The organism is uncultured Bacteroides sp., from assembly GCF_937912035.1.
Lineage (GTDB): Bacteria > Bacteroidota > Bacteroidia > Bacteroidales > Bacteroidaceae > Phocaeicola.
This window is the reverse complement of the sequence record NZ_CALDPF010000022.1, coordinates 40745-54797: the sequence shown is the minus strand read 5'-3', so window position 1 is coordinate 54797 and position 14053 is coordinate 40745. Positions and strand designations below refer to the sequence as shown.

Genomic DNA, 14053 nt, shown 5'->3' with positions numbered 1-14053 from the left:
AAGGAGTATATATGATTAGGTTTACTAATTATTTGAGAAATAGTAGTATAATCATCCCCATATGCTACAAATATAATGAATATGTTTTCTTTTCGTACATCATTCCTAATATTTTGATATATAATATGTTATTTTAAGATAACATATATAATAAAGAAATGTATATTTAGATTATGCTGAAGTTGATCTCCCTATTAATTATGCTGACTATTATTTTCTTGAAGCGATAAAAAGACAAAAACAATGTATCAAACGTAACTAAAAACTAACTATATTTGCGTGTAATAAATTTAATCTATGAATATGAAAACCATAAAACGAATTTGTCTATTACTAATTTTTACTGTTCTATCTGCTATGCCAATGTGGGCGGATGATTTTGATACCATCTATGAACGAATGTATGAACGATACTTAAAATGTAGTACACCGTCTTCGGAGCAGATTGAAGAAATATTGAATACTATTTTGCCCAATGGCGCTATATCGGGAATTGATTATAAGGCTTCAAATGGAAGCCCAAGAAAACACGTACAGTTATTGACAGAGTTGGCTTGTGCTTATCAACAACCACAAAACAAATATTATAAAAATGAAGAGTTAAGACAAGCTTTTCTGAAATCGCTTAGGTTTTGGATTATCACAAATCATCAAGCAAAAAACTGGTGGTTCCGGTTTATTCCGTATCCCAATGAATTGTCGAGAAGTGTAGTGTTGATGTCAGAAGAAATAAAGAAAGAACAGGACTTATTTGATAATACGATAGAATATTTACGGTGGGGATATATGAACGCACGTCCTTCTCTAATGACGGGTGCAAATGGTGCTGACATAATTATGGGAGCTTTTGCTGCTAGTATATTAACAAGAAACGAAGCTCAAATGCAAGAGTTTAATACGAAAATGACTAAACTGTTGACCATTGAGCACCGAGACGGTATACAGTCTGATTATCTGTTTTCACAACATAGTGGACACGGACGACAACTATATTTTACGAATTATGGAAAAGAGTTTGTGAAATCTACGTTATCATACATGGAATTTTGTAAGGATACAAAATTTCAAACACCAGCAGGGGTGAATTTGATTCAACGACTTTTTACTGATGGTGTACAATGGATATTCTTTAATAAACAGTACGATCCAAATAATGCTGGAAGATTTATTAGTAGTGAAAAATATTCTGAAGAAATCCAATCATTAGCTGAAAGAGTTTATAAACTATGTCCTCCCACTGAACAGAAAGCAGGTCAATTGGCTGCCAAGCATATTTCAGGGAATAATGAGCTCGAGGGTAATCGTATGTTCTGGCGATTTGACTATATGATTAATAGAAGGAAGAACTATATGGCTACTACCCGCATGACTTCAACTCGTACCGTTGGTAATGAAGCCGGTAATGGGGAAGGGAATTTTAATTATTATTCTTCTAATGGAGTAAACTATATCTTTGTAGAAGGTAACGAATATAATGGAAACTTTTTTAAAGTTTTCAATAATAGGCAGTATCCTGGAATTACTTCAGAACAAGATACAAAGCCTCTACCAATTCCTGTATGGGGAGAAGGAGGAGGTAATGCCTCTGCTTTTGCTGGGGGAGCAAGTGACAGCATATACGGAACGTGTGCAATGAACTTGGATCGTAGAGGATTGCAGGCAAATAAAGCTTGGTTTTATTTCGATCGTGAGTTCGTGGCTTTGGGATGTGGAATCAGATGTAACCAAGGAACAGGAAATGTATTCACAACGATAAATCAGTGTAACAGACATGGTGAAGTATTATATTGTATAGATAATGAAGTCTTATCATTAAATGAACAAAAGATTACTGTAAGTCCACAATGGATTTATCATAATAAAATAGCTTATTTAAATCTGGACGAATATGCGAGTATTCATGTTGAAAATAGCCCTGAATCAACTATTAGTATAAACATAGACCATGGAGTACAGCCTAAAAATGGCAAATATGCTTATATTGTATATCCTGATATTGAAAGTACTTCAGATATAATGAAATATGCAGAGAATATACCGATAACAGTGTTGTCAAATAATGAAAATGTACAGGCTGTACGTCATAATTCTCTTAAAATTACTCAGATAATTTTTTATCGGCCTGGAACTTTGAGATTAAATAATGGAGTAGAAATTGTTACAGATTCTCCATGTGCAATTGTATGGAACGAAAGTAAACGGAGAATACATATTTCCAATCCGATGTGTGAATCTGTTCCAACAAAAAAAATCCATATACGGTTACATGGAGCAAATACAGATTTTGAGTCTGATATTATACTCCCTCAAGGAGATAAAGCTGGAAGTAGTGTGATGATAAAACTCTTTTAATAATAAGCCTTAGTGTAATATTATTACACGGTTTTATGTTGATTTTATATTATAAGATATTATGAGAACAATTTTAGGATCAAAGTATTTATTGCTTTCTGTTTCAACCTTATCTTTTTTGTCCTGCTCTTCAAAGACAGAAAAGAATAAATCAGATAGGCCCAATATATTGTTTATCTGTGTTGATGATTTACGTAAAGAACTTGGATGTTATGGTTCTGTAGTAAATAGTCCCAATATTGATAAACTTGCCAGCGAAGGCAGTCTGTTTTTCAATCACTATGCTCAAGTGCCGACCAGTGGCGCTTCCAGGGCCAGTATGCTTACCGGACATTTACCAAAACGAAAATCCGATTTGCGTAATGAGGCATGCTACGAAAATATTTCTAATAAGCCTGAAGTAGAGACTCCTGAGACCATGTTTCATCATCTTCGCAGAAATGGTTATTATACAGTAGGTATAGGCAAGATCAGCCATTCATCAGACGGATATGTTTATGGCTATGAGGATCAGCGTTCTGATATCAAAGAGTTACCTTATAGCTGGGATGAGTTATGTTTTGATTCCGGTAAATGGGGGAGTGGTTGGAATGCTTTTTTCGGATATTCCGATGGCACCAACCGTCAGGGTATGAAGAAAAAGGTTAAACCTTATGAATGCGCCCATGTGGAAGGTATCGAATTACCAGACGGTCATACCACCAGACTTGCCGTTGATAAAATCAAGGAATTGTCAGAGAGAAAACAGCCGTTCTGTTTGGCGGTAGGATATTTCAAGCCTCATTTGCCATTTGTCGCCCCCAAAAAATATTGGGATCTTTATGATGAATCTTCTTTACCGCTTTCCCCCATGAAGGATATCCCCGAAGGTTGTAATCTGTCCACCTTACACGGTAGTGGTGAGTTTAACGGTTATTTGCTTGGTGATGAGAAAGTAAGTCTAAAAAAGAATGTATCTGATGACTATGCGCGTAAACTCCGCCATGCCTATTTTGCCTGTATCAGTTATATTGATGACCAGATAGGAGAATTGCTGAACGCGCTTGATGAATATGGTCTTTCAGATAATACTATTGTAGTTTTGTGGGGTGATCATGGTTGGCATTTGGGTGACCTACGTATATGGGGTAAACATACTTTGTTTGAGAAATCGTTGAATAGTTGTCTCATAGTAAAATCTCCCAATTGCAAGAAAGGCGTCAAAAATAGAAGAATAATCAGTTCCGTGGATATCTATCCCACACTAATGGATTTGTGTGGAGTCCAGAAACCTTCCGGACTTGACGGTAAAAGTTTTGCAACCCTATTGAATAATCCTGATGATAGAAATTGGCCTGATCAGTCTTATAGTTATTTCAATGATGGTGTAAGTTTACGTACTTCAGATTATCGTATATCTGTTTACAATAAGAATGGTAATATCTTCACCGAATTGTACCGTTATGACGATGATTGTATTGAAAAGAAAAATGTTGTTGACGAGAATACGGACATACTCGAATTGCATGCCAATCTTAAAAGTCTTATTTTAAGGAAATAGAGGAATGGAATACATCCTCTATTTCTGTTCTTTACTAGATAATTCTTATTTACTGATATTCTCAGAATGAATTCGAAGCTTTTCTTTTATAACGTTTGCAGTCTTACCGTCCAACTTGTCGGCACTGATGGTTAGTGTAGGATTCTCTCTCCATTCTTTCGTCTTAATTATTATTACTCCTTCCTTCTTGTCGAATACACCGAACTTCTGGAAAATCGCCTGTGTCTTATTCTGTTCGCTTATGACTTCTATACTTTCAATTTTTTGAGGGTTTAAGGCACTGAATTCTTTCTGTGATGCCACTTTATCGTCTATAACAATCAGAACGTTTTCCAGTGACTTGTTGAACCTTACGACTCCGGGTATAGTGGGAGAGCTTGCAGTGGCTTTTGGTTCGTCTTTATCCAGATTGTTGAGTTTGAAAGTCACAGGTACTGTATATTTTACAGCTACTGTCTTTCCTCTTTGCATTCCGGGTGTCCATTTAGGCATGTTGGCCAGTACCCTTATAGCTTCTGCATCAAGCGATGGAGACACGCTTTTCATCACTTTGAAGTCGGAGGTATATCCGTCTTTTCCTACTATGAACTGTACAATAACTCTTCCTTGTTTTTTCTCCCTCAAGGCATCAGCCGGGTATTTGATGTTCCGTGCAACGTATTTCATCAGTTCAGACATTCCTCCTGGATATTCAGGCATCTGTTCCACTATAAAGAAGGTATTTTCGTCTTTTGAAGATGTTGAGGTTTGTGGTATTTCCTTTTGGGTTCCATAGCCGACTACCACAATTTCATCCGTTTCCTGAACATCATCTTTCAGCCTTATCGGGCTCTTTTTCATTGATTTTATGTTCTCTTCTGTTACAGTTACAGAATATGTTTCTTTTCCGATGTATGAGAAAACAAGTACAGACTTTGGATTTGTTTCTATCTTGAACTTGCCGTCCAGGTCGGTTATGGTACCGTTATTGGTATTCTGTATAATTATGCTAGCTCCAATTATAGGTTGTCCTGTGGCATCGTCTATAATAGTTCCTTCAACTATTACAGACTTTTCCGATACGGAGTTTACGTTTTCTACCTCATGATTTTCCGTAATTGCCGAAAAATCATTAACTTTGACATTTGAAATCTCGTCAGTTAATTTTGAGATTTCAGGATGGGCAAAGGCGGCAACTGTTACAGCTGCCAGTGGAAGTACGTAGAGATACTTCGCACGAGCCCATGGGCTGGATTTCTTTTTCATCATCATAGTGATACGTTTTTTAAGTTTACTGTGATTAAAGCTGTTGGCGATTGAGTAGAGCCTTGAGCCGACAGCTTTTTTTATTAATAATAGTTGATAATTCTTTGCGTCTATCCCGTTTTTTATTACAGTTTCATCGGCTTCGAATTCATGTACGTTCTGAAGTTCCGATTTGATAAGCCATGATGCCGGGTTAAACCATTGCAGAAGTATGCATATATCTGCCAGAATAAGGTCGATAGAATGATGATTGGAGATATGTGCTATTTCATGACATAGTATCTCTCTGCCGTTTTCTTCCAGGTCGGTACGCGATATTACTATTCGGTTCATCCAGCTGAAAGGTGAGACTTTTTCGTCTGTCACTATCAGTTTGATGTTCCCAGTATTATCTTTTACATATAGGTTGATGTCTTCTTCTTTACCTTTGCGGCTGATTTTCAATACTTTTCTGAACTGTAAAATCTCTTTTACGGCAAAGAAGAGTATTCCGGTGATGTAAATGATTGCTGCAAATATGGTGATATGTTCCATTGTGGAAGTATTGTGGGTTGTTGTTACTATATCCGTATCTGTTATGACAGGCATAATAAGTGATTCATCCATTGACATTTCAACCTGAACTGTTTCAACGGGTTGCTCCTCCATGCTTATCTTGGCGAAAGGTATTATGGAGCATATAATCATCAGGCCAAGCAGCGAGAACCGATTGAAGCGATGAAATGTTTCGCGGCTCATCAGCAGTTTGTAGAACAAATAGAATATTGCCAGACAGACGGCCGATTTCAGTATATATATAAGTAGTGTTCCCATATTATTAAACCTTTTCTAGCATTACTTATTTTCTGTTCTCTTCTTCAACTTTCTTTATAAGTTCTTTCAGCTCATCTATGGATATGTCTTCTTCTTTAACTAAGGATGAAACTACATTAAGGTAGGAATTATTGAAATACTTGCTTATTACACTTTTCAACGTTTTCGTACTGAAATCATCCCGGCTAACTGTGGCATAATACTGAAATGTATTTCCGTATGCTTTGTGTCCTATATAGCCTTTCTCTTCCAATCCGCGGACTATTGTCGACAGTGTGTTGATATGCGGCTTAGGCTCTTCGTAAAATGAAAGAAGTTCTTTCACAAATAATGGACCTTTTTCCCAAAAAAAATCCATAATTTCCTCTTCTTTTGATGTCAGTTTTTTCATAAGGCTTACTCTGTATTTTTTTGTTTGTTACAAAGTAACTAAAAAATATAGTTACCTAACTAAATAATATAGTTAAATATGTTTAATCTGTTGATTATTAGATTTTTATTATAGGTTTATTCTTTATGGACTTTCCTTTCTCCAAATCGTAATTAAAACGTGACCAAGTTTCAATTAAAACTTGGTCACGTTTTAACCGAAACTTGGTCACGTTTTTTTTCGAGCTTTTCTTGTCTTGAATTTATTGGATTGCGGAGTTGGGATGCTTGGTCCTGATTATAGCTTTAACCTTTGATTTCAGATAATTTGTACTATATCCCGACCAGCTGTCCAGAACTTTTCCTTCGGGAGAAATCATAACGAAATGGGGAATGCCTCTTACACCATAAACAGCCCCCAAACCATTAAAACCTTTCAGGTCGCTCCAGTTATGCCAGGTTATAGGATATTTTTCTGAAACTTTTTTCCAGCCTTTCTTGTCCTGCAAGTTAAGACTTACTACTTCAAGGTTATCCTTATATTCTTCGCTTACAGCCTTCAGCTCAGGCTGTGCCATGATACATGGGCCACATCCGTCGCTCCAGAAGTCAAGCAATACAAACTTGCCTCTAAAATCGGATATGTGGTGAATATTTCCTTCCAGATCATATATGTCGCTATCAGGAGCGTCATCACCTTTCGCTGCAACAGTCGGTGGATTCAAGGCTAAATAAACAGTATTTCCGATATCAGAATTCTTCTGTTCTTGGTCAAGCATATCATAAAGCTTTCGCAATTCTTCTCTTATGGGAATATCTTTTTCGTAACTCAACATTCGTGCAAGACCTTCAAGTTCCTTCAGCCAGGCTGCATTGATGTCGGAGTCCAGCATTATTTTTGCAATCCTCTTATATATGATATTAAATTGTATATCATCCCTCATTTTATTCAAACTGTCTGCTATGGCCTTCATCCTTTGATTTCTTTCCATAGCATAAGCTCTGTAGTATTTATTTGTTTCTATGGACAGACGCTGGACTTCTTTCCATTCGTTCAAGGAAGCTCTAATAAGTTTCTGCCGGAATTTCTGTTCATCTAAATTGCTTTCTACATCCCATGTGAAAATATAACGGTCTTTTCCTGTGATACTGACATCACACCCTTTCTTAACCCATAAATCGAGAGGCATGGAAGGAAAATTATCCGAGCGTAATACTATCATTACATTTCTCAATTTGTCATCCTCAGGAGTATATACAAATTTGAATTTTCCGTCAATAATGGTATCATACATCAGGCATTTTCCCACACCTCCTTCATTTGAAAACAGTTGTATGACCATTCCGTCATCTACATCTTTGAGCTGACCTTCGATTCTTACTTCATTGTGCTTTGGAGTACAGGAAGCAAGCAATAATATAACAGAGAATAGTATTGTTTTCATATTCATCCCGTTTTACTGTGTTATAATCAATGTTCCAGATTCAGTTTCAGTAAACTGGCATTTCTCAGAACTTGTTTTAAATCATATACCGTGCCTTCGGAAGCGTCGGAAGGACATTTCAACGAAACCGTCAGTTTCTGGATATCGTATGATTCCAAAACAGAACTTATCGCTTTCTTCAAGCCGGAGATAGAGAAATCGCTCAGACTCAAAACTTCACTGGTTTCAATTAAGAATCTTACTTTATATCCGTTTAGTACAGTTTCATCACTGGTCGTTTGGGGAGGATTATTCGGGCCTACTTTGGGATAAGTATAAAACAACCTTGGTTGCATACATTTATCTACCACATCACTCGGATACTCTATTTTAAGCTCCGTATTTGCCAGTCTATATGCGCTTCTTATATTTCTTTTTATTTCATTTATGGCTTCCATTCTGGTTTTTCTGTCAGCCTTTATACATATAACTACCGGGCGGCAATCTTCTTTTTTCCTATTATATTCTTCTGTAAATTTTCCGACCAGTATATCCTTAATCATGGTAGTGGTATTCTCGTCTATTTCTTTAAAGAAAGTTTCCATGTTAATCAAATACTCATTACTTTTGTTCACATAGAGATCAACCACTATTTTATCACCATTAGAGTTGATTTCCGATAACAGATTGTCCGAATAATCTATCCGTACGGAATCCTTAACATTAGTCGGGTCATAATTGCTCAGACTTTTTACTTCAGGAGTAGCAAAAACATACAGAACTCCTGCCACGATAGGGACTGCCGGCAAAATCCTAAGCCGTGCCCACTTGCTGTCTTTCTTTTTCAACATCATAGAAATACGTTTTTTAAGTGAATTATTAGAGAATCCGTGAGCCATTGAGTAGAGCCTTGAACCCACAGCTTTCTCTACGAGTAATAATTGATATTTAGTTGCATCAATGCCACTGTTTAATACTCCTTCGTCTGCCTGGTATTCATGTATGGTCTTCAATTCCTTCTTTAACAGCCATACTGAAGGATTGAACCAATGGAATACCAACACTATCTGTAGAAGTAAGTCATCATAGAAATGCTTTTTAGCTACATGTATCGTCTCATGAACACATATCGGGGAGTATTTATTGTAATCATCATAAGATACTATGATATGATTCCATAAACTGAAAGGGCGTATATTTTTTCTTGTCAGCATCCATTTCACTCCGTTACGCTCCATACAGTCCATTCCTTTTATTACATTCATCACCCTTATATAGCTTGTGACCAATGATAATAGCATAATCATAGTACCTGCCAGATATACTATAGTAAGAATGTCGATAATAGTACCGGAAATAGTTGGTATCTGGATTTCGGAAGCATTATTTTTTATCTCTGTAAAATCCTGGCTATTTACAGATGTTGCCATTTCTTCAAGTACATAGAAAGAAACCGGTGCTGAAATGTCTTTTTCTATTTCCAGTGAAACAAACGGAAGAAACATACACGCCACAGTTCCGGTAATTATGACATAACGGTTAAACCGGAAATGTGTAGTGGAAGATAAAAACAGTTTGTAGAATATATAAAGTAATAACAGACAAAAACTGCTTTTCAATATATAGAATAATAAGGTTATCATATAATCGTTCTTTATTGTTTACGGTTATTCTCTATTTCTGATATTAGTTTCTTAAGCTCTTCTAGATCCATTTTCTGATCTTCGATGAACTGCGAAACCACCTTGGTATAAGAGTTGTCGTAATACTGTGATATAATATCGCTCAATGCAGAACCATGATATTGCTTTCTGGTTATTTTAGCCTCGTATTGATATGTATTTCCAAGAGGTCTGTAACATACAAACCCTTTTTCAACAAGTAGCTTTACCAATGTAGCTACAGTATTATAATGAGGTTTGGGTTCTTTATAGAATGCCAGCATTTCACGTATGAACATTGGGCCGTTATCCCAAAGAATGTCCATTATTTCTTCTTCTTTCAATGTCAGTTTTTTCATATCTGCGAAACATTTTAAATTGTCGTTTTTGCAAATATAAAAAATATATTTTATAAACTACTAAAAGTATTAGTAATTCTACTAAATCTTTTAGTAGTTTATGCTTGTAATCAATTATACGTTGTGAAATATGTGTCACGGCTGATTATATGTCAGTATTATGTATACATTATAAAGGAATAATATGCCAATATGACAGAATTGTTATTTGGCACGCTTTTCGTATTGAGGATTGTGTCTTATTAAAGACAAAACATTAGATAAACAGAGAAATAACAATAAAAAATATACTATTATGACTATTAAACCATTAGCAGACAGAGTTCTGATTCTTCCTGCTCCTGCAGAAGAAAAAACTATCGGCGGTATCATCATTCCTGATACAGCAAAAGAAAAACCATTACAGGGTAAAGTAATTGCAGTAGGCAACGGTACTAAAGACGAAGAAATGGTATTGAAAGTTAATGATACTGTTTTGTATGGAAAATATTCTGGTACTGAAATCGAACACGAAGGTGTAAAATACTTGATGATGCGCCAGAGTGACGTACTCGCTGTTGTGGAATAATAAATATAATCAACATTTTAAAGTTTAGAAAATTATGGCAAAAGATATTCTCTTCAACATTGATGCTCGCGATCAGTTGAAAAAAGGTGTAGACGAACTTGCTAACGCAGTAAAAGTAACACTTGGTCCTAAAGGACGTAACGTTATTATAGAAAAGAAATTCGGTGCTCCTCACATCACTAAAGATGGTGTGACTGTAGCTAAAGAAATAGAATTGGCTGACGCATTCCAGAATACAGGTGCGCAGCTTGTAAAATCTGTAGCTTCAAAGACTGGTGATGATGCAGGTGACGGTACTACTACTGCAACTGTATTGGCTCAGGCTATCGTAGGTGTAGGTTTGAAGAATGTTACAGCAGGTGCCAACCCAATGGACTTGAAACGTGGTATCGACAAGGCTGTTGCTAAAGTTGTAGAATCTATCAAGTCACAGGCTGAAACTGTAGGTGACAACTACGATAAGATTGAACAAGTTGCTACTATCTCTGCAAACAACGACCCTGTTATCGGTAAGCTTATTGCAGATGCTATGCGCAAGGTTTCAAAAGACGGTGTTATCACTATTGAAGAAGCTAAAGGTACTGACACTACAATAGGTGTAGTAGAAGGTATGCAGTTCGACCGTGGTTACTTGTCAGCTTACTTTGTAACAGATACAGAAAAGATGGAATGTGTAATGGAACACCCATACATTCTTATCTATGACAAGAAGATTTCTAACTTGAAAGATTTCTTGCCTATTCTTGAACCGGCAGTACAGAGCGGACGTCCTTTGTTGGTTATAGCAGAAGATGTTGACAGCGAAGCATTGACTACACTTGTAGTTAACCGTCTGCGCGGACAGTTGAAGATTTGTGCTGTTAAGGCTCCGGGCTTCGGTGATCGTCGTAAGGCTATGCTTGAAGATATCGCAGTATTGACTGGCGGTGTGGTTATCAGCGAAGAAAAAGGTTTGAAACTTGAACAGGCTACTCTCGAAATGCTTGGTACTTGTGATAAGGTTACTGTTTCTAAGGAAAATACTACTATCGTAAACGGTGCTGGTCAGAAAGAACTCATCCAGGAACGTATCAATCAGATCAAAGCTGAGATGAAGAACTCTACTTCTGACTATGACAAAGAAAAACTTCAGGAACGTCTTGCCAAATTGTCAGGTGGCGTAGCAGTTCTTTATGTAGGTGCTGCAAGCGAAGTTGAAATGAAGGAAAAGAAAGACCGTGTTGACGATGCTTTGTGCGCAACTCGTGCCGCTATCGAAGAAGGTATCGTACCTGGAGGTGGTGTAACTTACATCCGTGCAATCGATGCATTGGAAGGCTTGAAGGGTGACAACGCTGACGAAACAACCGGTATCGAAATCATCAAACGTGCTATCGAGGAACCTCTTCGTCAGATTGTAGCTAACGCAGGTAAGGAAGGTGCTGTAGTGGTACAGAAAGTACGTGAAGGTAAAGGTGACTTCGGTTACAATGCACGTACAGATGTTTACGAACACTTGCATGCTGCCGGTGTAGTAGATCCTGCAAAAGTAACTCGTGTTGCTCTTGAAAATGCAGCTTCAATAGCAGGTATGTTCTTGACTACTGAATGTGTAATTGTTGAAAAGAAAGAAGACAAACCTGAAATGCCAATGGGCGCTCCAGGCATGGGCGGCATGGGTGGCATGATGTAATCTTCCCCTTTTAATCACATAAAATATTGATATTAGACTCCTGTCGGATGATGTCCGGCAGGAGTTTTTTGTAATTCTTTTATATCCAATCGGTTAAACGATGTAAAAGTAGTATAGAAGTATTGCGTGTTATTAAAAGAAGTAGTGTCTAAGTATGAGTTTTTTTGTCTGTTAGATTATTAAGAGGTTATTTTGCCACCAGATAAAATTAATACTAATCTAAAACATTACTTATGAAACCGAAAACCTTATTATTTTTTATTTCTAGTGCTTTGTCTCTTCTGCCTGCTTCCGGACAAAATACACGAATGGAAACATATTGTAATCCTATTAATCTGGATTATACGTATATGATATATAATTCGGACAAGGATATATCTTACCGTTCGGGTGCTGATCCAGCAGTGGTTGAGTTCAGAGGAGAATACTATATGTTTGTCACACGTTCGCACGGATACTGGCATTCAAAAGATTTGCAGAACTGGGATTTCATTTCTCCTTCAAATTGGTATCCGCAAGGATGTAATGCGCCGGCAGCGCATAATTACAAGGACTCAGTATTGTATGTATGTGGTGATCCTTCCGGTTCTATGAGTGTGTTATACACCGATAATCCTAAAGAAGGAAAATGGAAGGGAACTCCGGCAATATTGAACAATCTTCAGGATCCTGCATTGTTTATAGACGATGATGGAAAGGCTTATATGTATTGGGGATCTTCTAACGTCTTCCCTATAAGGGGAATGGAGCTCGATCGCAATCATCGTTTCATCCCAAAATGTGAAGTGAAGGAACTGTTGCATCTTGATCTTGCCAATCATGGTTGGGAGCGTTTCGGTGAAAATCATGTGAGCGATTCCGATCTCGGAGGATTTATCGAAGGCCCATGGATGACAAAACATAATGGCAAATATTATCTTCAGTATGGCTCGCCGGGTACAGAGTTCAATGTTTACGGCGACGGAGTATATGTGTCTGACAATCCTCTAGGCCCGTTTGAATATCAGCCTCATAATCCGGTATCATATAAGCCGGGAGGTTTTATGAATGGAGCAGGCCATGGCAGCAGTCTTCTTGGTCCTGACAATACTTACTGGCATTTCGCTTCTATGTCGCTTTCTATTAATGTCAATTGGGAGCGCCGCTTGTGTATGTTCCCTATGGGATTTGATGATGATGGAATAATGTATTGCAATACCAGATTTGGTGATTATCCGCATTATGCTCCATCTGTTCCTAATAAGAAGGGAGAGTTCCGTGGATGGATGCTTCTGTCGTATAAGAAGCCTGTAACGGTTTCGTCTTCATTGGAAACATTTAAAGGAAATGAACTGACAGATGAGAAAACCAAGAGTTTCTGGGTGGCAGAGAAGAATGACGAAAACCAGTGGGTGACAATAGATCTTGAGAATGTATCTGATGTATATGCCCTGCAGATAAACTATCATGATTATAAGAGTGATATGTACGGAAGATATGAAAATCTTCATCACAGATATGTGATAGAGGGATCTCTGGACGGAAAAAACTGGTATGTAATGGTTGACAAGAGCAATAATTATAAGGATGTGCCAAACGATTATGTCGAATTGCCTAAATCACAAAAGGCAAGATTTGTGAGATATAAGAATATTAAGGTACCTACTCCAAATCTGGCTTTATCTGAGTTAAGAATTTTCGGTTTAGGAAACGGAAAGCAGCCGTCTAAAGTTAAAGAATTGACAGTGGAAAGGCTGGCCGACAGAAGAGATGTATCAATAAAATGGGAAAAGGTGAAAGGCGCTCAAGGTTACAATGTGATTTGGGGTATATCACCTGACAAACTTTACAGCTCATGGATGGTTTATGATGAAAATGAGCTGTTTATGCGCTCGTTATCGACAGATCAAAGTTACTATTTCTGTATAGAGGCATTTAATGAGAATGGAGTTTCCAAGACATCGGAAATAATATTCTGTAAATAAGAGAGAGACGGGTTCAGGTTCAAATTGAGTTTTCAATTAGCTCCTGAGCCCTTTTTATTTAAATCTGTTTTTGAATTATGAAATTA

The 14053-nt window shown here is 37.2% G+C and carries 10 protein-coding genes; 5 read left to right on the top strand and 5 right to left on the bottom strand.

Features of this window, described 5'->3' with window-relative positions:
* Window positions 1–357 precede the first annotated feature (357 nt).
* Both Q0486_RS03480 and Q0486_RS03475 read left to right on the top strand, forming a co-directional pair.
* A complete protein-coding gene (locus Q0486_RS03480) occupies window positions 358–2352 on the top strand; it encodes a polysaccharide lyase family 8 super-sandwich domain-containing protein (protein WP_299230310.1) in 1995 nt (664 codons plus the stop codon).
* Between the two features lie 61 nt (window positions 2353–2413).
* Entirely contained in the window at window positions 2414–3892 is a 1479-nt protein-coding gene (locus Q0486_RS03475) for a sulfatase (protein WP_299230309.1), read from the top strand.
* Window positions 3893–3937: 45 nt separating this feature from the next.
* Here the strand turns inward: Q0486_RS03475 and Q0486_RS03470 are convergent, their stop codons facing one another.
* From Q0486_RS03470 to Q0486_RS03450, 5 genes are all read right to left on the bottom strand, one after another.
* Window positions 3938–5950 carry a M56 family metallopeptidase gene (locus tag Q0486_RS03470; protein ID WP_299230308.1) on the bottom strand — a complete coding sequence of 671 codons (2013 nt, stop codon included), beginning with the start codon at window positions 5948–5950 and terminating at the stop codon, window positions 3938–3940.
* 25 nt (window positions 5951–5975) lie between these two features.
* Window positions 5976–6341 (bottom strand): BlaI/MecI/CopY family transcriptional regulator, encoded by a 366-nt coding sequence (locus Q0486_RS03465; protein WP_299230307.1) that lies wholly within the window; start codon window positions 6339–6341, stop codon window positions 5976–5978.
* Between the two features lie 241 nt (window positions 6342–6582).
* The gene (locus Q0486_RS03460; protein ID WP_299230306.1) at window positions 6583–7764 is read right to left on the bottom strand and encodes a TlpA disulfide reductase family protein; all 1182 of its coding nucleotides are present in this window, start codon (window positions 7762–7764) and stop codon (window positions 6583–6585) included.
* A 26-nt stretch (window positions 7765–7790) separates the two neighbouring features.
* The gene (locus Q0486_RS03455) at window positions 7791–9386 is read right to left on the bottom strand and encodes a M56 family metallopeptidase (RefSeq protein WP_299230305.1); all 1596 of its coding nucleotides are present in this window, start codon (window positions 9384–9386) and stop codon (window positions 7791–7793) included.
* 11 nt (window positions 9387–9397) lie between these two features.
* Complete coding sequence (locus Q0486_RS03450; protein ID WP_299230304.1) at window positions 9398–9763, bottom strand: BlaI/MecI/CopY family transcriptional regulator; 366 nt, start codon at window positions 9761–9763, stop codon at window positions 9398–9400.
* Window positions 9764–10058: 295 nt separating this feature from the next.
* Between Q0486_RS03450 and Q0486_RS03445 the strand changes: the two genes are divergently transcribed.
* The 3 genes from Q0486_RS03445 to Q0486_RS03435 all read left to right on the top strand — a co-directional run bounded on the left by Q0486_RS03445 (window position 10059) and on the right by Q0486_RS03435 (window position 13967).
* Window positions 10059–10331, top strand: a complete 273-nt coding sequence (locus Q0486_RS03445) for a co-chaperone GroES (RefSeq protein ID WP_154043459.1) — start codon at window positions 10059–10061, stop codon at window positions 10329–10331.
* Window positions 10332–10365: 34 nt separating this feature from the next.
* Window positions 10366–12003, top strand: coding sequence for a chaperonin GroEL (groL, locus tag Q0486_RS03440; RefSeq protein WP_289090939.1), 1638 nt, complete (start codon window positions 10366–10368; stop codon window positions 12001–12003).
* A 233-nt stretch (window positions 12004–12236) separates the two neighbouring features.
* A complete protein-coding gene (locus Q0486_RS03435) occupies window positions 12237–13967 on the top strand; it encodes a family 43 glycosylhydrolase (RefSeq protein WP_299230303.1) in 1731 nt (576 codons plus the stop codon).
* Window positions 13968–14053: the final 86 nt, after the last annotated feature.

Excerpts from the sequence above, each read along its gene's own strand:
- Q0486_RS03455 (WP_299230305.1), bottom strand. The coding sequence starts at position 9,386 with ATGATAACCTTATTATTCTATATATTGAAAAGCAGTTTTTGTCTGTTA.
- Q0486_RS03470 (WP_299230308.1), bottom strand. The coding sequence starts at position 5,950 with ATGGGAACACTACTTATATATATACTGAAATCGGCCGTCTGTCTGGCA.
- groL (WP_289090939.1), top strand. The coding sequence starts at position 10,366 with ATGGCAAAAGATATTCTCTTCAACATTGATGCTCGCGATCAGTTGAAA.
- Q0486_RS03460 (WP_299230306.1), bottom strand. The coding sequence starts at position 7,764 with ATGAAAACAATACTATTCTCTGTTATATTATTGCTTGCTTCCTGTACT.
- Q0486_RS03480 (WP_299230310.1), top strand. The coding sequence starts at position 358 with ATGCCAATGTGGGCGGATGATTTTGATACCATCTATGAACGAATGTAT.
- Q0486_RS03435 (WP_299230303.1), top strand. The coding sequence starts at position 12,237 with ATGAAACCGAAAACCTTATTATTTTTTATTTCTAGTGCTTTGTCTCTT.
- Q0486_RS03450 (WP_299230304.1), bottom strand. The coding sequence starts at position 9,763 with ATGAAAAAACTGACATTGAAAGAAGAAGAAATAATGGACATTCTTTGG.
- Q0486_RS03445 (WP_154043459.1), top strand. The coding sequence starts at position 10,059 with ATGACTATTAAACCATTAGCAGACAGAGTTCTGATTCTTCCTGCTCCT.
- Q0486_RS03465 (WP_299230307.1), bottom strand. The coding sequence starts at position 6,341 with ATGAAAAAACTGACATCAAAAGAAGAGGAAATTATGGATTTTTTTTGG.
- Q0486_RS03475 (WP_299230309.1), top strand. The coding sequence starts at position 2,414 with ATGAGAACAATTTTAGGATCAAAGTATTTATTGCTTTCTGTTTCAACC.